Below are 18,851 nucleotides of genomic sequence, written 5' to 3'. Positions count from 1 at the left end.
CAAACTTACTCTGTCTTTTCTTTCACGTATTCAGCACCATGATTGACCTTCTCTTTGGTCCATTGGGCGCCATCTTTAGCATCTTTTTTAATACCACCCCATGTCGCACAGCCACTCATTAATAAAACGGTTACTAGCACTAAAAGAATATTTTTCATTGTTGGCTCCTTTTAAAATTATTTATCCTCGTCGTTTAAAATGAGGATTGAGTTTTGTTAAAATCAAATCGGCAATCATATTGCCAAATAAAGTCAAAAAAGATGAAATAATCAGTATTCCCATAATCACAGGATAATCCCTGCTCAATGCACTTTGATAAAACAAGAGTCCCATGCCATTAATCGCAAAAATAGACTCCAAAATCACACTACCCCCGATAAGTCCTGGCAGCGAAAGTCCTAGAATCGTCACAATGGGAGGTGAGAGATTCGGCAAAATAAAACGCATTAAAAGTGCCCTTCCCTCAATACCCCTACTTTTGGCAAAAAAGATATAGTCCCTTTTTAAAATATTGAGTGTCAAACTTCGCACATACAAAATCAAACTTCCAAGCCCACCAAAGACCATTACAAAGATTGGTAAGGCTAAATGCCATGCCATATCCGCCATGTAAACAATACCATTTCCACTAATGCCTTGTGAGTGCAATCCTGAGATAGGAAACAGTTTCCACTGTACCGAGAGAAGAATAACCAACAACAAAGAGAGGTAAAACGAAGGCATTGCGTAGCTGATAAGGGCAAACTGTTTGATGCTTTTATCATAAAGGCTTGATTGTTTCATAGCAGATTTTATACCCCAATACAAAGCCAGTATAAAGACGAAAATTAAACTAACAACATTCATCAAAAGGGTGATAGGAAGTCGCTCTAGAATTTCATCGCGCACAGCCTTGCCACTAGCAAACGAGATACCGAAGTCTAGCTGGAGCATCGCTTTAAACCATGCAAAAAATTGTGCGGGCAAAGATTGATCAAGTCCATAAACGTGTTTGAGTTGCTCTAATGCTTCTGGTGTAATGTTAGGATTGAGTTCACCACTGGCAAAGAAAGAGTTTGGAGCAAGATGAATTGCTCCAAAAGAGATTAACGAGATGATACAGAGCATTAGTACTACATATCCAAGTTTTTGCAGCACTAATTTCATGTGTTTACCTTATTTTTGATTATCCCAGGCCAGTACGGTATGACCTTCTGCATCAGTTTCATCCATACCCATACCCATAATGCTGTATCCTGCATCAACATAGTGAACTTCACCGGTTACACAGCTTGAGAGATCGCTTAAAAGATACATACCGCTGTTACCCACTTCATCGGTCGTTACATTTTTGCGAAGAGGGGCATTGATCTCATTCCAATTCAAGATCATTCTAAAATCACCAATACCACTGGCTGCCAATGTTTTGATAGGACCTGCACTAATCGCATTCACACGAATTCCTCGACGTCCAAGATCAACGGCAAGGTAACGTACACACGATTCTAATGCCGCTTTTGCAACGCCCATTACATTGTAGTGAGGTACATAACGAGGTCCACCCAAGTACGTTAAAGTCAAAATAGAGCCATTATCGTTCATCGCTGGTAAACATGCGCGTGAGAGTGAAACCAATGAATAGGCTGATGTACCAAGAGCAATATCAAAGGCTTCTTTGGTAGTATCTACAAATCTACCTGTCAATGCCTCTTTAGGAGCATACGCAACGGAGTGAACCACAAAATCGATCTTGCCAAAGTCTTTTTCTAATGAAGCCGTTAATGCTTCCAAATGTGCTGGATTATTGATGTCAAGCTCATACACTTTGTCACAACCAAACTCTTCAGCAATCGGACGTACTCTTTTTTCTAATTGTTCATTTAAATACGTAAATGCTAACTCTGCACCTTGTTCTTTACATGCTTTTGCAATCCCATATGCAATTGATTTATTATTGGCGATACCTACAATAAGACCTTTTTTGCCTTTCATGATCATTCTCAAACTCCTCTTATTTTGTTACATTATCTGCGATATGAATCATCTCGCAAAATGCTTTTTCATTCCAACTCGCTGTTCCTACTAAAACACCATCACATGCTTTTACATGTAAAATAGTATTTATATTATCAACTTTAACACTACCACCATACAACAAAGGCGTGCAGAGTTTTTCACGAAGTCGTGTTAAAACTTCTTCAATGTCTTCTAAACTAGCGCTCAACCCTGTACCAATTGCCCAAACAGGCTCGTACGCAATGATGAGTTTGTCATAATTAATTTCAATACCCTCAAACTGCTCCCAAAGATAGCTCATCACGGCATCAATGCCTTGCACACGAATTTCAGCAGGTTCACCAATACAATAGACAATTTCTACTTCTCTTGCTTTTGCAAAATCATATTTCGCAGCGATAAAACTTTGCGATTCTTTAAGAATATGACGTCTCTCACTATGCCCAATAAGCACCGTATCAATACCAAATTCTTCAAGCTGTTCAAAGCCAATTTCGCCTGTATACGAACCACTCTGCACCGGATAAAAGTTTTGTGCACCCACCTTGAGAGTGGATACTTCATCAAAATGATCCAATGCCGTAAAGGGTGCAAAAATACGTACCTGTTGTTCACTTTTTGTGTTAGAAATAAAGGCTTGAATCTCTTGGATAAAAGCCTTCGCTGCACCTCTGGTGTAGTTTGTTTTGAAATTTGAAGCAATAATCATGCTTACTCAGTCTCATCTTTACTTAAAACTTTAACGCCCGGAAGTTCTTTACCCTCAATAAGCTCTAAACTTGCCCCACCACCGGTAGAGATAAATGTCATCTCATCGGCATCGCCAGCGCGCGCCACCACATCTGCGGTATCGCCACCACCCACAACCGTTGTTGCATGGGCTTCTGCAATCACATGAGACATTTTGAAACTACCTTTCGAGAATTTCTCAAGCTCAAAAACACCCATTGGACCATTCCAAAGAATCGTTTGTGCATCTGCGAGTGCTTCTCTAAAGAGTCGTGATGTTGCAGGTCCAATGTCCAAGCCCATCCAACCTTTTGGAATTTCTTGAACGGTAACGAACTTAATCGTAGCATCTTGAGAGCATGTTTGCGCAGCAACAACGTCCACTGGAAGGTAAATTTTTACCCCTAAACGTTTAGCCTCTTCCATAACGCGGTTTGCTTCATCCAGCAACTCATCTTCAACGATTGAATTGCCAATGTCGAGTCCTTGCGCTTTTAAGAATGTAAATGCCATACCGCCACCAATAACGAGTTTATCGACACGTGGGAGCAAGTTAACCAGCGCTTGAAGTTTACCACTGACTTTACTACCACCGACAACGGCGACAAAGGGACGTGTTGGACGACGAAGAAGGTTCTTAGAAAATTCAACCTCTTTTTGAAGGAGAAATCCTGCTGCAGAACTTTTTTCATTAAAATAGTGGGTAATCGCTTCAACGGAAGCATGTGCACGATGACATACACCAAAGGCATCGTTAATGTACACTTCTGCCATATCCGCCAGCGCTTTTGCAAACTCTTCGTCATTGGCTGTTTCACCTTTGCTGAAACGAAGATTTTCTAAAAGTAAAATTTCACCCGGCTGAAGCGCCGCTGCTTTTTCTGTTGCATCTTTACCAATCACATCGGCAGCCAAAACAACTTCTTTGTCTAAAAGACGTTTGAGTCTCATTTGGACGGGGGCAAGTGAATATTTCTCATCCACGGCACCCTTGGGGCGACCCAAGTGACTTGCCAAAATGATAGAGCAACCATGATCTAAACAATAACGAATGGTAGGGATCGCTGAGCGTACACGTCTATCGTCCGTAATATTGGTAAACTCATCTAAAGGCACATTGAAATCACAACGAATAAAAACTTTTTTACCTTCAATATCCAAATCTCTAATAGAGCGAATCATTCCCTATCCTTTTATTTACTTACGTGAACAGCCATATCGATCAAACGTGTCGAATAGCCCCACTCATTGTCATACCACGCCATTACTTTAACCATATTGCCACAAATCACTTGTGTCAAATCGACTGCAACAATGGAGCTCCATGATGTAGTCACGAAATCTTGAGAAACTCTTTGTTCAACATCAACTTCCAAAATACCTTTGAGTTTTCCGTTAGCATGCTCCGTAAAAAGCGCGTTGATCTCTTCTTTGGTTGTCTCTTTTTTAAGGACAACGTTCAGATCAACCATAGAAACATTAGGTGTTGGAACACGAACGCTTTGTCCATGTAAACGTCCTTTAAGGTGTGGGAGAACCAAGCCGATTGCTTTGGCTGCACCCGTACTCGTTGGGATCATATTAACCGCCGCTGCACGTGCACGACGTAAATCATTTTTACGGTGTTTCACATCTAAAATATTTTGATCATTCGTATACGAGTGAACCGTTGTCATTAACCCTTTGTCAATGCCAAACGCATCATCAAGCACTTTGGCAACAGGTCCTAGACAATTTGTAGTACAGCTAGCATTGGAGACAATGGCTTGCCCTGCATAGGTATGTTCATTGACACCTAAAACGAAAGTGGGTGTATCATCTTTTGCCGGGGCAGAGAGTACCACTTTTTTGACACCATTGTCGATAAACACCTGCATATCTTTTTGGGTTAACAGTGCTCCTGTACATTCAAGAACGACATCCACACCATAATCTGCAAAATTAAGTTCTTTGGCATCACGGGTTGAGAACATCTTCACTTTTGATTTTCCCATTTGCATATAATCATTTTCAAGTAATTCAACGTGACCTTGGAAAACGCCATGGACACTATCGTATTTAAGTAGTTGTTTTGTGGTAGCACGTTCAGCTGTGTCATTCACACATACAAGCTCAACGTCATCGCGTGAATCAATAATTCTAGCAACGCATCTTCCAATGCGACCAAATCCATTTATAGCAATTTTGAGTGCCATAGGTATTCCTTTTGATATAATAGTCGTTTTAATCCATCTAGCTTTTAGAAAAGCGAATTATTTTAGCAAAAATGATGTATAAAAAAGTTTAAAGTACATGGAGTCTTACAGTTGAACATAGCTATCTTTGGAGGTTCTTTCGATCCTCCTCACTCTGGACACGAACTCATTGTTAAAAAAGCCCTTGAAATTCTTGATATTGATAAGCTTTTAGTTGTTACTACGTACCTCAGCCCTTTTAAAGAAAGTTTTTGTGCTCCCGCTGCTATGCGCCAAAAATGGCTGGCTAAGATGTTTGAAGGTATGGAGAAAGTCGAAATTTTTTCATATGAATGTGATCAAAAAAGACAAGTTCCCACCATCGAAACTGTTTTACATGTAAAGCGTTTGTACCCAGGAGCTAAACTCTTTTTGCTCGTTGGAAGTGATAGTTTTTCTGCACTTCCTAAATGGAACCGCTACGATGAGCTTTGTAACCTTGTTGAATTTGTTGTAGCACCAAGAGGAGAGTTTACTCCTCCAAAAGGCTTGAAAATTTTACCAATTAATGTTAATATCAGTTCTTCAAAGCTCCGCTCATTTTTGGACCCAAGATTTATTCCAAAAGCCATCAAAAATGAAGTGATAGCGTTTTATACAAGGAATCCAATGGATAATAGAATTGAAAGAATCGTAACTGCTCTAAGCGACAAAAAAGCAGAAGATATACAAGTATTTGATATGAGTGGCAAAGATTATTTTGTTAACACTGTTGTTATAGCAACGACAATGGGTGAGCGACACGGGCTTTCACTTTTAGATCATCTCAAAACAGAGCTTAAAGGCGCAGGTGAAAGTTTTTTAAATGTTGATGCTGATGACAACTGGACAGTGATTGATATGGGCGATGTTCTCATTCACCTTATGACACCGCAATATCGTCTCAAATATAACTTAGAACTCTTTCTCAAAGAGAGAGAAGAAGAAATGAAAAAAGTAAGAAGCGTAGAATAGTCTACGCCTTCTCTTTACATGTAATTTAAAGCTATTTGATTTTCACTGCTTCCCAAACAAGTAAAATAAACCATCCTCAGCCTTGTAATCTTTTTGTGATATAAAAATATAGTATTAAGCTCTTCTTCCCTATACTAATATGTCCCATATGCATATAGTATCAAATAGAAGGAATCACTGAATAAACAGATGAAAATTATTTTATTGATTGCATTAAGTGTCGGTCTACTTTTAGCTGACTCACTCGACTCTTTACTCCAAGAATATAAAACAACTTCCGATAATTCATTGCAAACGGTCAATGAAAAAATTGGACATGTTATTATTTATTCGCAAAAAGAAATTCGATTGATGCAATACACAAAACTCAATGATATTTTAAAAGAACTCCCTCTTCTTAACGTTAATACCAACCAATTTGGCTTGACCAATTACTCTCTGATCGGTTCTAAAACAACCACCAGTGGCTTTTTTAGATTTTTTATTAATGACCATGAAATCAGTTCAGGTTACGATCAATCCACTTCACTCTCTTGGAGCGATTTACCTTTAGATTTTGTTGATCACGTTGAGATTTATTACGGTGAAAGTTCCTTTTCCTTTGGCAATGAAACCGGTATCTATTTTGTACGTATTTACACCAAATCAGCGCTGAAAGAGAATGGCTCTGAACTCAATGGATTGGTCACAACAAAAGGTTCTCATTCAGAAAGTTTTACCAACTCTTCAAGTTTGGAAAATGGTTGGTCTTATTTAATGTTTCTCAACCATGAACAGATTAAATATACAACACTTTACGATGGTCATAAACTTAATACCAATGGCGGTAAGAAATATCTTTATGCCGACGTTAGCAATGAAACGACAAAAATCAACATGGGCTATACGGATGTTTCTAAAAATAATTATGCGGGACTCGCCCTTGATGCTACACCTGATAGTGGATAAAATCTCTCCAAAGATTTTTTCATTAACTATACACACTATTTTCTAGACGACAAGTCGCTTAAAGCCAACCTCTCTGTCGATGTGAATGATCGAAGTTATGATGAAGCAAATGCGCAAGGTATAGGACTGATCCCTGTTTTAAATTTCTCCAATCTTGGGGCAACCATTCCTAAAAATTTTAACGAAGATCTACGATTTTTCAAAACCAATGCCTATCTTGTCAAGCGAAGCGCAGAACTGGTCAGTTTATAGTGTAAAAAAGTTGCGAATTGAAACTTAAACCACCTCTTGATTTTGACCTTCTATGTTTGAAGATTTAGCTTCAAACTTATAGATTTCTGAGTGTAAAACTCCTGTTTGTTTCTTCTCTTTAAGTCGGTAGCTATCTCCTTGAATATTGATGATATGTGAGTGATGTAACACTCGATCTAATATAGCGGTTGTAACGATTTTATCTCCTGCAAAGACTTGAACCCATTTACTAAATACAAGATTTGAAGTAAAAATGGTAGAGCTTTTTTCATAGCGTTTAGAAATAATTTGAAAAAAGTGATTGGCTTCTTCTTTGCTCATATTGAAATATCCAATCTCATCAATGACAAGTACCGATGGAGAGGCGATAGATTTCAAGAAGCTATCATATTTTTTCTCTTTTTTGGCTCTATTTGCATTACTTAAAAGCTCACTTATGGTGGTAAATCTTACTTTATAGCGATGTTGCACCGCTTTGAGTGCTAGCGCAATAGCAAGATGTGTTTTACCCACACCACTTTCACCTAAGAGGATGATGTTCTCATACTTTTTAACAAATATTAGGCTTGAGAGTTCTTCAATCTGTTTACGGTTCACGCCAACGGAGAAAGTGTAATCAAACTGCTCTAATGTCTTAATAACTGGGAATCCTGCGAGTTTGGTCAACATATTTTTAGACCTTCCTAGTCTATTATCTACTTCCACTCGTAATACCTCCTCCAAGAACTGTGTATATTGCCAATTCTCTTTAGCTGCCATACTGGCAATATCATGATATTTTTCGCCTATGATAGAGAGCTTGAGTTCTTTACATAACTCATCGATAGAGGTATCTAACTCCATAATGCACCACCATAAAATCCAACAGGAAGGATGATGTTTGCAACCATGGGTATAAACTCATCGTAACATTGAATGTCTCTATTGGGGATATATAATTTTTCCAAGTCTTTGTGAGAATTGATTGGGGAATATTTTTTAGCTACACTTTCAATCAAAGCTTTAGGGTGGATTCCTTGATAGGCTTTAGGCACAGGAAGTAGCTGTAACTGCTCCTGTGCTAACAACTCAAATGGCATCTGTAATGTCGTTTGGTGGATGCGTTTATTGGCGGTATTGTCCAACCATTTTAGAACTTCCGCATTTGCATTATCAAGCGTTAATGTGTAATGTTTCATAGAGAGTCTCACTCGTAATCCATTATGAAAGTTATACCGCAGATAATGGTTAAATCTCTCAACTTTTCCTTTGGTTTTAGCGCGATAGGGTTTGCATACTTTGATACTAAATCCACAGTGTTTGGCAAAGTCAGCAAACAAGGGATTGAATCTATGATCACCTTTACCATAGTCATTTCGTGACAATATGACAGTTTTCATATTGTCATATAAACACTCTTTTGGAACACCACCAAAGTAGGCAAAAGCGTTCATATGGCACCCTATCAAGGTCTCAATCTTCTCATTATTAACGTATTCCACATAAGATGCTCTAGAGTAACCCATCGTCGCTACAAAGGCGGATAAATTATCCTTGGAAACTCTACCCAGTCAACTTGCATCTGCTGGGCTGGTTTGGTTTCAAAGCGTATAATAGGCTCATCTAATTTGGCTCGAGCTCTAAGCTCATATCTTAGTATGACTTGTTGAAGCCACCTTAGACTTCCATCATATCCAAGCTTCTTAATCTCTTCATAAATGACGGTTAAGGGTATTTCACTTTTCTGCTGCTCTGCCGTCTCTAACATCTTGGCGATATGTGGCAAATAAGGATCAACACTGTTAATCACAGGAGGTCTATTGATATGGGGAATATAATCATCTGGAAGATTGGCATAGCGCCTTACAGTTTCTCTTGAAATACCTAACTTTCTAGCAATGGCACTTTTACTAAACCCTTCAGCTAAAAACTTCTTTATCATTTTAATTTCACCTTTTTTTAACATTCAACTCCTTTCCAAAAAATTGAAAATGGAGTTTAACCAATTTAACTTGGTTCTTTAAGGTTTTAAATCAAAATGCAACTCTCAAATTACATTTTCTACTGACCAGTTTAGCAGTTCGTTTGACATATCTTTCTAAATCATTTGATGTTGAAGACAATTCATTCATCGCAGCACTCAATGTTAAAAACAAAACCTATGATGTGCAAAACCGTGAAACCACCAATTTCATGAATCAAACACGCAATGTAGGAAACTATAACGCTTTTGATGAAGAGACCACTTCATCGATACTCTTTCAAGACAATTATAAACTAAACGATACACTTATTTTAGTGGCTAATGCAAAACTTGATTCCTATGATCGTAATGCCTACCTACAAGACAGTACAGAGACGCTTTTAAGAGTTGGCGCTATCTATACCCCAACCGAAAATTGGGGATTTAAAAGTTTTTATACCCAAACAGCCCTTCCTCCATCTTTTTACAATGTCGATTATGCCGATAGAACTAAACCCAATCTCAAATCTCAGCAGTATTATATCTATACCCTCGAAGCAGTTTATACTAAAGGAGATTCCAAATTTGGCATTAACTACAATCATGTTGATATGGATAATTTTCTCTATCTTACTCCTGTTGGATTTATCAATATTGACCGTACTATCACCACAAATGGGCTCATCTTTGACTACGAGTATAGCTTTTCCAATAGGGACAAAATCAAACTCAATTACTATACTTCCAATTTGAGTGAGACCGTCAATAACTCAACCAAAGGCGGTTTTATCAAATTTATGGGTGGGTATCAAAAGTTTGATTACTTCACTTCAGTGATCTATCGAAATGGCTATGAATACCTTAATCTTGATATTCCCAATAGCTTTGATATGAGCCTTGGTGCGACCTATCATGTCACAAAAGATTTGAGTTATAGTATTAAAGCAAGCAACATTTTAGATAAATCGACAAAGTCACTGTATTTAGAAAATTTTGGAAAAACCAATTTTGCATTAGATGACAATGATCGAAGTGTCACTCTCTCCTTTAGGTGGGTTTTCTAATGAAAAGACTCATCCTTCTTTTAACTTTTTTTGGCCTTTTATCGGCAGAAAACTATACTTTTTTGGTTCAACCTTACAGCAAAGAGATAGAACTTGAGGCGAAAATCATCTCTGAAATTGCAACATCCTCTCTTCATGAAGAGATCAAACTTTTTATTCCCAATATGTCAGAGATGGAGAAGAAAGTCTATTCTCAATATTTTACGCTCACTCAAAAATGTGAAACATCAAACTTTGTTTTTGTCAATAAAACGGTTGATCGTGAGACGTTATGCGACAATACTAAAAGACTCTTTTTTACAAATAACTATCGTAAATTATTATCAGATGACAAATACTATGGAGCACTTTTTTGGAACAAGAGTAGGCCTAATATTGTTTTTATTAAAAATAGACTTGACAAGAAGGCTATTGTCTTGCCTTCCACCTTCAATCAATTTATAGAAGGAATCTAATATGGATAGCGACAAGCTCTTTTTTAAATATCCATTCTATTTCATTTTTCCAACGTTTATTATTGCGACCATTTTAGGACTCGTGCTTTTTTCAACAGCCAATCTGGAACAAAGCATTGAAAAAAAGCTATTTGAAATTTCAATTTCTGACGTATTTTCGATTACCAATAACAGTGCTTCATCAATCCAATCTCTCTTAAAAGAGAGTACCGATTATACTTCTGATATCAAACTTAATAGTGCGCTTCAACATAAAATTGAGGAGAGCTTAAAAACCTTAATCACCCCCAATATAAAATATGCCTATCTTTTGTACAGAGACAGCCGAGGTGTATTTAGATTTCTAGGAGATGCTTCTAAGCATGAGGATAAGGCATTTATCGACCAAAAATTTGATGCTGATAGCCCCGAATGGCTTGATATTTATGCCCAGAAAAAAGCTTTGATTATACGGCATTCAATGCTCCAACAACTCTCAATGAGCTACCTTGTTCCCATTATGTATCAAAACAATGTCGAACTTATTTTAGCCATTGATTTTTCCATCCAAAAAGTTGAAGAAATTAACCAAATCATTCATATGATACAAAATGGTATTTTCGCAGTTATGGCAGTTATATTTATTATCTTGTTCTTTGTCATTATTCAAGCAGTACGATTTCGAGCCGTTAAAAAAACTGCTTTTATTGATAAACTCACCAATGTATACAACCGAAATTATCTTCAAAAATATGAAGATTTCATTAATCTCAATGACTATATTTTAGCAACCTTGGATATTGACTACTTTAAAAAAGTCAATGATACTTACGGGCATGATGCCGGTGATAAAGTTTTAAAACAAGTTGCCGACACAATCTTACTCGCTATTCGCCATAAAGATGATATCGTCATACGTTATGGGGGCGAAGAATTTTTAATTTTGGCCAAAACGCGTAGAGATGATCACTTAGGCGCACTGAATGTTATTGAAAGGATTTCTCATACAATTCAAGAAACGAGATTTCATATTTCTTCCAATGAATCGATCAAAGTCACTGTCTCTATTGGGGTTAATTTAGTACCATACAAATCAAGAACCTTCTCTGAAGCCTTTAAGCTAGCCGATATAGCACTCTACAATGCTAAAAATAAAGGTAGAAATACGATCGATATTTACGATGAAAATGAATATACCCAAAATCTATGCCTATCACTCAATGAAATAAAAGCAGCCATTGAAGAAAATAGAATCCTTTGCTACTATCAAGCCATTGTTGACACACAAACACAAAAGTTATCGCACTATGAAGCTTTACTTCGCATTATTGATAAAAATGGCTCCATTATCTTACCTGAAAAAATTCTCCCAACGATCAGAGGAACTTTTGTTCTACGAAACATTACGAAAGAAGTATTACGAATTTGTTATGAACAGTTAGTCGAAAAACCATCTATTGCTATTAATATCAATCTAAATCCTCATGATATTATTGATGAAGCAATCCTTACTCTTTTAAAGAGTTATGCAAAGCAAAAAAATATCGCTCATAGAATGGGATTAGAAATCATAGAGAGCGAAGAGATAACCCATCGAGATGATGCAAAAAACAATCTTTTGATGCTCAAAAAATTGGGATATCGAATTTTGATTGATGATTTTGGCAGTGGCTACTCCAATTTTATCTATCTTACAGAAATTAAAACTGACTTCATTAAAATTGATGGCACTATCATTCAAAAGATTTTGGATGATAAAATCTCATTTTTACTGGTTAAAAACATTGTCTCTTTTGCCAAAGAAGCGCATATAAAAGTTATTGCGGAGTATGTTAGCAATGAGATGATTTATGACAAAATAAAATCTTTAGGAATTGAGTATTCACAAGGTCTCTTTTTCGCTGAACCAACCCCTTCAATAGCCTCCTAATATCTTTACATGTAAAGATTAAAACCAGCTACTTTGATCAATCTTTTTTTCCAATACATTTTCGATTTTATCATCCAACTCATATAAAAAATCGAATCCACTACGGCGTTCCACTTCATCAATACTCACCAAATACTTTTCCAAACGATCATTTCCCTTTGCATTTTGAGGAATGATAAACGAAAGTGTTTTGATCTCTCCACTGTGTTCTATCCCCACATAGATTTTATAAAAGGCATCGGGGATTTCAATAAAACGAGAACTTTTTAAGTGTGTGGTTTTAAAATCAAAAAGAGGACCCGTATAAACCCAAAGCTCTTTAAATTTTGGAGCAAAGGATTCTAGCTCAATCACTTCAAGATGTTGCCAGAGTTTTTGATTTAGCATTGGTTTTTGAGGTGTAATATTCGTCATCAAAAAGGTCTCTTCTTGCGCTTCTTTGCCGTATAAAAGAGCAATTGCATGATTCGGAGCCATGTGACCTCTATCATAACCACTATTGACATAATCGCTTGATGTAATCAATCCCATATTACGCCAATCCGCATTAAAACTATCCGGTCGTTTGAGAGGTGATACATTTTGAAAAGGAGGTGTGAGCTTATAAACAACCCATAAAGGGTTTCCTTTTAGATCAGAATAACCTACCATATAAGCTCGATTACGAAAGATTCGCGTGTATGTGTGCAAAGAGTTTTCTATTGCTTTTGGTATGCCTTGAAATACCATTGTATCACGTGCAATAAAAAACTCATACGAGTATGATAGCCCTCCTAAAAGAAGCGCTAAAAGAAAAGCTTTGGGATTTTTAATTAAAAAAGAAAGAAAAGAAGCAATAAAGTGTGATCTATTCACGATCACACTTTACATTTTATCTTTTGCATTAATACCTATAAGTTTGAGCCCAACACGCAGTGATAGTCCTACAACAGCAAAGAGTTTGAGAAATTTTTCTTCATCCTCACTACCTACAACGCGATTTTCATTGTAAAATTTATGTAAAGCGGCAGCAAGTGATTTAAGATATTCTGTCAGTTTTTGTACTTGACGAGAACTAAAGGTATCTTCAAGAACTTCTGGCAATAACAGTGCACTAAAGAGAAGGTTTTGAGCCTCTTCACTTAAATTTTCGAGCTTAACATTTTGTACGTCGGCAAGTGTCTTTTCTGCTTTAGCAAAAATTTGATTGATTCGCGCATGTGCATAGTTGATATAAAAAATTGGATTGTTACTGTCCTCTTGTTTAAAAACATCCACATCAAATTCAAGATGAGTATCGGACTTTTTGCTGAGGAATACAAAACGTAAAGCATCACTTCCCACTTCATTCACCACATCACTCATCAAAATAAAATTACCGGCACGTTTGCTCATTTTATACGGTTCACCACCTTTTAAAAGTGAAACCATTTGTGCCAAAATCACTTCAAGTTTTTGCTCATCATAGCCTAAAAAATGAATAGCCGCTTTGACACGCGTAATATACCCATGGTGATCAGCACCCCAGATATTGATATAGCTATCATACCCTCGTTGAAATTTATTGTCATGGTAGATAATATCACCCGCTAAATAAGTTGGTCTACCATCTTCTCTAACAACAACGCGATCTTTTTCATCTCCGAGTTCAGTAGAGCGAATCCAAACTTTACCACCTTCAGTATAGGTTTTATCACTTTTTTGAAGTTTGGCGAAGCTTTCATCCCACTTGTTATAAAGCGATTTTTCACTGACAAACTGCTCAAACTCAATACCAACATCGGCAAGATTCGACTTAATGAGCTCCAACATCTTATCTTTACCCCAAACAGAGAGCAATGGAATATTGGCTTCATCTTCAAAAATAGCTTTTCCCAATTCTGCAGAAGCAACGTGGGCGAGGTCAATAATATATTCACCTCGATAAAACTCTTCTGGCCACTCTACTGGAAAACCTAGAATATGCTCACGTCCGGAGAGATAAAGAGAAAGACCTAAAAGATCAACCTGATTACCTGCATCATTGACATAGTATTCTGTGGTAATCTTGTACCCTAAATGCTTTCCAATACGAGCCAATGCATCACCAATCACAGCACCTCTTGCATGACCAATATGTAAAGGTCCCGTAGGATTTGCACTCACATATTCTAATAAAATAGATTCATTTTGCTCATCAGATCCAAAAAGTGCCTCATTTTGAATGGCCCATGTCGCATATTGATCTAAAAAACTCTCACTGAGTTTAAAATTGATATAACCTTTAATTGGAGTAACTTCTTGAAAAATTTCTCCAATAGTAAACTTTTGACAAATCTCTTCAGCAATAGCAATAGGCGATTTTTTTAACTCTTTAGCAAGAGAAAAAGCGATAGGAGTTGCATAATGACCAAAAGAAAGATTGGTAGGTTTTTCTAAAACAAACTCTCTTTGCAATGTCTCTTTAATAGCACGAATAACCGATTTTTTCAATAGATAACCTTATACAGACTTTTTTTCATCTGCTGGTGCGGCTGTTGTTGTAGCTGTTGGAGTAGCACCAGCTTCTGGTTTTACTTCCACTTTATCAACGGTCGTTTTAGCTTCTTCATCTTCTTTAATGGCTTTTTTAAAATCCTTGATACCTTGACCTACGCCTTTAGCTAGCTCTGGTATTTTCTTAGCACCAAACAATAAAACAACGACTGCTAAAATCACTAACCAATGTGAAATACTAAATGAACCCATATTCTCTCCTTTGTCCTTATAAACTTTATATTTATTGTATCATTTTTTTATAAACAAAAAATGAAGCACTCTTTTTAATCAATATTTGCCCATGAACTGATAAACTCACCTAAATCCATCAATTCCATTTTTTTACGTGAAGCATAGGCAATTGCCAACATGTCATGTAACGCTATTTTAAAGTCATCATTAATTAAAACATAATCGTACTCTCTGATCCGCGTCATCTCTGAAACAGCATTGGCTAAACGTTTTTCAATAATTTCCTGACTGTCTGTTCCACGATGAATCAGTCGCTCTTTTAGACTTTTTTGATCGGGAGTCGTGATAAAAACAGACGTAATTAAATTACCAAATTTTTCCCGTGCAATTTTATGTCCTTGCACATCAATATCACAGATCACCAACTTACCTTCGTGGAGCTCTTTTAAGATGGGTTTGAGTGACGTACCATAGTAATTATCATGTACTTTTGCCCACTCTAAAAAAAATCCTGCGTCTATATCTTTTTCAAAATCTTCTTTTGAGATAAAGTGATAGTTAATTCCATCAATTTCTCCTTCTCGAATAGCCCGTGTCGTACTTGAAATTGAGAAATATGAATCTGATATTTCATTGATGACTTCTTTCATCAATGAGCTTTTCCCAGAACCACTTGGACCTGAAATGACCAGAAGGTTGCCTTTTACCATTACTCTTTCTCATCAAACGTAATAGAAATATTAATACGCATCCCTTTAAGCGCTTCGCGTAAGATATCACTTTGCGCTAAACCTGAGATACTTCTTGCAATACTACTTTCAATTTCGCCTCGAATCACTTCAATCTTTTCACCTTTTTCCTCAGGAACACTTATCGGTGTAGATTCTTCTTCATTGACCTCTTCACCAAAGGCTTTTTTGAGTAAATTTTCATTGAGATCATCAAGAGAGTCAATGTCACCATTTTGTGCTAAAGCATCAAAAGCAACATCAACCTGCGGAATTAATATATCTTCTTCCTGTGCAAGCTCTTTTTCTTCTTCTTCAATCTTTTCTTCAATACCTTCAGCAAAATCGTCAATAATTTCTTCTTGCTCTTCGGGTATTTCTATGCTCTGATCTTCTTTCTCTTCTTCTCCAACAGGAGCTACTTCTTCAAAATCCAAAGAAGAGACATCGTCTAATTCAAGATTTAATGATTTTTCCATATCGTCTTTTTCTAAGGATTCATCTTCCTTTTCAACATCATCAAAAAAGAATTTTCCTGCTTCTTCGTTCTCTTTGTCCAAGTCAAATGCATCAAGAGATAATTCAGAAATTTCTTCTTCCTCAGCCTCTTCTTCGCTTTCATCCAATAGTTGTTTCACTTCATTGATATCATCTTTATCGAGAATAGATGGATTTGCAAATTCTTCTTCACGCTCATCTTCTGTTTCAGCCGGAGTTAGAGAAGTGGTATTTCCCTCATCAAAATCAAAATCTTCCAATGATGATACTTCTTCTTTTTCTAATGAATCTAACTCATCAAATGAAAATTCATCATCAATTTTCAACTCTTTATCCTCATCATTTTTATCTACTATATCATCTAAGGAAAGTTCTTGCTCTAACCCCAAATCTTCTGCTTCAATCTCATCAAAAGTAAGTTCTTTTTCATCCTCTTCTTTTTCAAGATCATCAGGCTCTTCTAAAAGATTGATAGGCAAAGTATTGTCTTCATCCTCATCTTCTAAAGTATCTATCTGGTCAATATCAAAAGCAGCGGACTTTTCACTCTCGTCTAAGGATTGCAATACTTTAGTTGCTTCTTCTGTAGCTTCAGCCTTATGACTAATAATGACATTTTTGACTTTTTCTAAAAGCACTAAAAAATCTGTGGGTAAAAATGGTTTTTCTAAAGCAACATGGGCAATATCGGGTTTTTTCGCACCTCGCTGACAAATATAAATAATATAGTCGCAGCCTGTGTTTTCACATGCTCCTACAATCGAAGCTTCATCATAAAGTTCATTATCGACTAAAATGACATCATAAGTTGTTAGTGGCACCAAGCCATAGTCTTCAAACTCATCTAACTCATACCCTGCTTTTTCGGCACTAAGTTTGATCAATCTTGAAACAGCTGGATTATTATTGAGTAGTAACAGGCGCATGCTCACTCCTGAATGAGAATTAATTAACTCTCATTGTAGTATAAAAAAATTTATGATTGCTTTAACGGACAAAAAGAATGGTTAAATGATTGAGAGCTTCCAAAAACTCTTTTTTAAATATCAACATCATAGAGGTAAGTGTTGCAATCAACACAACAAACGAAACAGCAATTTTAATAGGAAAGCCGATAACAAGAAGGTTGAATTGTGGCATTGTTTTCATCAACATTCCAAAGACAGCATCTAAGAGCATAGAAAAAGCGACAACAGGGAAAGAGAGTGTGAACCCGTAGATAAACATGCCTGTTACAGCCTTAGCAAGATATGCGAGCATATTCGTCTGAGGATAGAAACTTCCAAGCGGTAAAAGATTGAGCGAATCAGCAATAAATAAAAGCATTTGGTGGTGACCATTAAACGCTAAAATGACCATTAACCCTATAAAAGAGAGTAATTGCGATAAAAGAGGAATAGATGTACTTGTTTGAGGATCAACGACACTTGCCATTGTAAATCCCATAATAAAAGAGATTTGCATGCCAACCATTTGCAAAATTGAAAGCGTTATGGATAAAAAAAGTCCTGCTACAAAACCTATGAGTAGCTCGCCCACAATGGCCAGTGAAAGATTGAGCAACGTTGGCGTTACATGTAAAGGCGTTAAGAGTGGATATAAAAAAATAACCATAAAAAAAGTCATCGAAGTTTTAATCGTAAGAGGAATATTGGCATGGGAAAAAAAAGGGAAAAAAGCAAAAAGACCACTCAAGCGGGCAAAGAGAAGAAAACAAAGAATCACTTGATTTTCACCAAACAGTTTGACAAGCGATTCCATAGCTTATGCGTCCTCTTTTAATCCATCCAGATGGAGATGTTTCATATATGTACACTGTTTTGCTAACTGCTGATTATGCGTCACTAGAAGCAATGCAGCATTTTCTTTTTCAATGTACTCAAACAAAACATTCATAACTTCTTGAGCTGTTTTATCGTCCAAGTTTCCTGTTGGCTCATCTGCAAAAATAATTCTCGGTTTTTTGGCTAATACACGAGCAATTGAAACACGCTGTTGCTGTCCACCCGAGAGATCTCCAACACGGTAATGCATAAAATCAGCAATTCCTAAACGCTCTAAAATACCATTATCAATTTTTTTGTCACTAATAAATGAAGCTAATTCAATATTTTCATTCGCAAAAAAACCTTTGAATAAATAGTGTGATTGAAATATGATACCCACGTCATAACGTCTTAGTTTTAATCTTGCGTCATCATTATCGTTGTAAATGTTATGATCACATAAAATCACTTCACCGTGATTGGGATGAAGCAGTGTTGAACAGATATGAAGTAAGGTTGACTTGCCACTACCACTTACCCCTAAAATCGCCATCGACTCTTTGGGTTCTAGTGTAAAATTAACATTTTCAAATAAAAGATAATCAAAAGCATGAGAGATATTTTGTACCTGTAGTAAAGACATCAATGTCCTTCAAGAAAGAGGGTGAAGAGTTTCCTCTTCACCACAA

Annotated in this window: 22 protein-coding genes; 6 read left to right on the top strand and 16 right to left on the bottom strand. The window is 36.7% G+C overall.

The annotated features are described in order from the left end of the window. Window positions 1-5 precede the first annotated feature (5 nt). From FA584_RS02555 to gap, 6 genes are read right to left on the bottom strand one after another with little or no spacing between them, the layout of a single operon-like run. A complete protein-coding gene (locus FA584_RS02555) occupies window positions 6-158 on the bottom strand; it encodes a hypothetical protein (RefSeq protein WP_167750141.1) in 153 nt (50 codons plus the stop codon). Window positions 159-180: 22 nt separating this feature from the next. Further along, complete coding sequence (locus FA584_RS02550; protein WP_167750140.1) at window positions 181-1,146, bottom strand: ABC transporter permease; 966 nt, start codon at window positions 1,144-1,146, stop codon at window positions 181-183. A gap of 9 nt (window positions 1,147-1,155) precedes the next feature. Then, the gene (gene fabI, locus FA584_RS02545) at window positions 1,156-1,977 is read right to left on the bottom strand and encodes an enoyl-ACP reductase FabI (RefSeq protein WP_096045851.1); all 822 of its coding nucleotides are present in this window, start codon (window positions 1,975-1,977) and stop codon (window positions 1,156-1,158) included. A gap of 13 nt (window positions 1,978-1,990) precedes the next feature. Beyond that, window positions 1,991-2,704, bottom strand: a complete 714-nt coding sequence (locus FA584_RS02540) for a triose-phosphate isomerase (RefSeq protein ID WP_096045850.1) — start codon at window positions 2,702-2,704, stop codon at window positions 1,991-1,993. A gap of 2 nt (window positions 2,705-2,706) precedes the next feature. Beyond that, complete coding sequence (locus tag FA584_RS02535) at window positions 2,707-3,906, bottom strand: phosphoglycerate kinase (protein ID WP_096045849.1); 1,200 nt, start codon at window positions 3,904-3,906, stop codon at window positions 2,707-2,709. A gap of 11 nt (window positions 3,907-3,917) precedes the next feature. After that, window positions 3,918-4,919, bottom strand: a complete 1,002-nt coding sequence (gene gap / locus FA584_RS02530; protein WP_096045848.1) for a type I glyceraldehyde-3-phosphate dehydrogenase — start codon at window positions 4,917-4,919, stop codon at window positions 3,918-3,920. 111 nt (window positions 4,920-5,030) lie between these two features. Between gap and nadD the strand changes: the two genes are divergently transcribed. The 3 genes from nadD (at window position 5,031) to FA584_RS14365 (ending at window position 7,112) form a co-directional block, all read left to right on the top strand. After that, window positions 5,031-5,912, top strand: coding sequence for a nicotinate (nicotinamide) nucleotide adenylyltransferase (gene nadD / locus FA584_RS02525; protein ID WP_096045847.1), 882 nt, complete (start codon window positions 5,031-5,033; stop codon window positions 5,910-5,912). 189 nt (window positions 5,913-6,101) lie between these two features. After that, window positions 6,102-6,860 carry a TonB-dependent receptor gene (locus FA584_RS02520; RefSeq protein ID WP_228448583.1) on the top strand — a complete coding sequence of 253 codons (759 nt, stop codon included), beginning with the start codon at window positions 6,102-6,104 and terminating at the stop codon, window positions 6,858-6,860. Window positions 6,861-6,941: 81 nt separating this feature from the next. Next, window positions 6,942-7,112, top strand: a complete 171-nt coding sequence (locus FA584_RS14365) for a hypothetical protein (protein WP_228448088.1) — start codon at window positions 6,942-6,944, stop codon at window positions 7,110-7,112. Window positions 7,113-7,136: 24 nt separating this feature from the next. Here the strand turns inward: FA584_RS14365 and istB are convergent, their stop codons facing one another. The 3 genes from istB to FA584_RS02505 are packed head-to-tail and all read right to left on the bottom strand — an operon-like array spanning window position 7,137 to window position 9,057. Continuing rightward, entirely contained in the window at window positions 7,137-7,955 is an 819-nt protein-coding gene (gene istB, locus FA584_RS02515; protein WP_025344704.1) for an IS21-like element helper ATPase IstB, read from the bottom strand. Next, window positions 7,946-8,593, bottom strand: coding sequence for a DDE-type integrase/transposase/recombinase (locus FA584_RS02510; protein ID WP_245394675.1), 648 nt, complete (start codon window positions 8,591-8,593; stop codon window positions 7,946-7,948). The genes istB and FA584_RS02510 overlap by 10 nt, the downstream gene beginning before the upstream one ends. Window positions 8,594-8,622: 29 nt before the next feature. Beyond that, window positions 8,623-9,057 carry a helix-turn-helix domain-containing protein gene (locus tag FA584_RS02505; protein ID WP_167750138.1) on the bottom strand — a complete coding sequence of 145 codons (435 nt, stop codon included), beginning with the start codon at window positions 9,055-9,057 and terminating at the stop codon, window positions 8,623-8,625. A gap of 119 nt (window positions 9,058-9,176) precedes the next feature. Between FA584_RS02505 and FA584_RS02500 the strand changes: the two genes are divergently transcribed. The 3 genes from FA584_RS02500 to FA584_RS02490 are packed head-to-tail and all read left to right on the top strand — an operon-like array spanning window position 9,177 to window position 12,482. Further along, a complete protein-coding gene (locus FA584_RS02500; protein WP_228448086.1) occupies window positions 9,177-10,118 on the top strand; it encodes a TonB-dependent receptor domain-containing protein in 942 nt (313 codons plus the stop codon). After that, entirely contained in the window at window positions 10,118-10,573 is a 456-nt protein-coding gene (locus FA584_RS02495; RefSeq protein WP_087437769.1) for a hypothetical protein, read from the top strand. Before FA584_RS02500 ends, FA584_RS02495 begins: the two co-directional genes overlap by 1 nt. 1 nt (window position 10,574) lies before the next feature. Continuing rightward, entirely contained in the window at window positions 10,575-12,482 is a 1,908-nt protein-coding gene (locus FA584_RS02490; RefSeq protein WP_167750137.1) for an EAL domain-containing protein, read from the top strand. Between the two features lie 18 nt (window positions 12,483-12,500). On the opposite strand, the gene FA584_RS02485 is transcribed toward FA584_RS02490, so the two are convergent. From FA584_RS02485 to FA584_RS02455, 7 genes are all read right to left on the bottom strand, one after another. Beyond that, window positions 12,501-13,337 (bottom strand): DNA/RNA non-specific endonuclease, encoded by an 837-nt coding sequence (locus FA584_RS02485; RefSeq protein ID WP_167750136.1) that lies wholly within the window; start codon window positions 13,335-13,337, stop codon window positions 12,501-12,503. Window positions 13,338-13,346: 9 nt separating this feature from the next. Next, a complete protein-coding gene (argS, locus tag FA584_RS02480) occupies window positions 13,347-14,933 on the bottom strand; it encodes an arginine--tRNA ligase (RefSeq protein ID WP_167750135.1) in 1,587 nt (528 codons plus the stop codon). A gap of 9 nt (window positions 14,934-14,942) precedes the next feature. Then, window positions 14,943-15,188, bottom strand: coding sequence for a twin-arginine translocase TatA/TatE family subunit (tatA, locus tag FA584_RS02475; protein WP_088437219.1), 246 nt, complete (start codon window positions 15,186-15,188; stop codon window positions 14,943-14,945). Window positions 15,189-15,262: 74 nt separating this feature from the next. Then, window positions 15,263-15,880, bottom strand: a complete 618-nt coding sequence (gmk, locus tag FA584_RS02470) for a guanylate kinase (protein WP_096045841.1) — start codon at window positions 15,878-15,880, stop codon at window positions 15,263-15,265. Further along, window positions 15,880-17,322 (bottom strand): hypothetical protein, encoded by a 1,443-nt coding sequence (locus FA584_RS02465; protein ID WP_167750134.1) that lies wholly within the window; start codon window positions 17,320-17,322, stop codon window positions 15,880-15,882. The genes gmk and FA584_RS02465 overlap by 1 nt, the downstream gene beginning before the upstream one ends. Window positions 17,323-17,383: 61 nt before the next feature. After that, window positions 17,384-18,157, bottom strand: a complete 774-nt coding sequence (fliR, locus tag FA584_RS02460) for a flagellar biosynthetic protein FliR (RefSeq protein WP_087437762.1) — start codon at window positions 18,155-18,157, stop codon at window positions 17,384-17,386. A 3-nt stretch (window positions 18,158-18,160) separates the two neighbouring features. Next, window positions 18,161-18,805, bottom strand: a complete 645-nt coding sequence (locus FA584_RS02455; RefSeq protein WP_096045838.1) for an ABC transporter ATP-binding protein — start codon at window positions 18,803-18,805, stop codon at window positions 18,161-18,163. Between the last annotated feature and the right edge of the window lie 46 nt (window positions 18,806-18,851).

This window comes from Sulfurospirillum diekertiae, assembly GCF_011769985.2.
Taxonomy (GTDB): domain Bacteria; phylum Campylobacterota; class Campylobacteria; order Campylobacterales; family Sulfurospirillaceae; genus Sulfurospirillum; species Sulfurospirillum diekertiae.
Note: the sequence above shows the minus strand (reverse complement) of the source record. Positions and strands in the feature narration are given on the sequence as shown.

Bases quoted from the DNA above. Each gene is read 5' to 3' on its own strand.
- istB (WP_025344704.1), bottom strand. From the start codon at position 7,955: ATGGAGTTAGATACCTCTATCGATGAGTTATGTAAAGAACTCAAGCTC.
- fliR (WP_087437762.1), bottom strand. From the start codon at position 18,157: ATGGAATCGCTTGTCAAACTGTTTGGTGAAAATCAAGTGATTCTTTGT.
- FA584_RS02535 (WP_096045849.1), bottom strand. From the start codon at position 3,906: ATGATTCGCTCTATTAGAGATTTGGATATTGAAGGTAAAAAAGTTTTT.
- FA584_RS02505 (WP_167750138.1), bottom strand. From the start codon at position 9,057: ATGTTAAAAAAAGGTGAAATTAAAATGATAAAGAAGTTTTTAGCTGAA.
- FA584_RS02490 (WP_167750137.1), top strand. From the start codon at position 10,575: ATGGATAGCGACAAGCTCTTTTTTAAATATCCATTCTATTTCATTTTT.
- FA584_RS02495 (WP_087437769.1), top strand. From the start codon at position 10,118: ATGAAAAGACTCATCCTTCTTTTAACTTTTTTTGGCCTTTTATCGGCA.
- gap (WP_096045848.1), bottom strand. From the start codon at position 4,919: ATGGCACTCAAAATTGCTATAAATGGATTTGGTCGCATTGGAAGATGC.
- FA584_RS02465 (WP_167750134.1), bottom strand. From the start codon at position 17,322: ATGCGCCTGTTACTACTCAATAATAATCCAGCTGTTTCAAGATTGATC.
- FA584_RS02540 (WP_096045850.1), bottom strand. From the start codon at position 2,704: ATGATTATTGCTTCAAATTTCAAAACAAACTACACCAGAGGTGCAGCG.
- gmk (WP_096045841.1), bottom strand. From the start codon at position 15,880: ATGGTAAAAGGCAACCTTCTGGTCATTTCAGGTCCAAGTGGTTCTGGG.
- FA584_RS02555 (WP_167750141.1), bottom strand. From the start codon at position 158: ATGAAAAATATTCTTTTAGTGCTAGTAACCGTTTTATTAATGAGTGGC.
- FA584_RS02455 (WP_096045838.1), bottom strand. From the start codon at position 18,805: ATGTCTTTACTACAGGTACAAAATATCTCTCATGCTTTTGATTATCTT.
- tatA (WP_088437219.1), bottom strand. From the start codon at position 15,188: ATGGGTTCATTTAGTATTTCACATTGGTTAGTGATTTTAGCAGTCGTT.
- FA584_RS02550 (WP_167750140.1), bottom strand. From the start codon at position 1,146: ATGAAATTAGTGCTGCAAAAACTTGGATATGTAGTACTAATGCTCTGT.
- fabI (WP_096045851.1), bottom strand. From the start codon at position 1,977: ATGATCATGAAAGGCAAAAAAGGTCTTATTGTAGGTATCGCCAATAAT.
- FA584_RS02520 (WP_228448583.1), top strand. From the start codon at position 6,102: ATGAAAATTATTTTATTGATTGCATTAAGTGTCGGTCTACTTTTAGCT.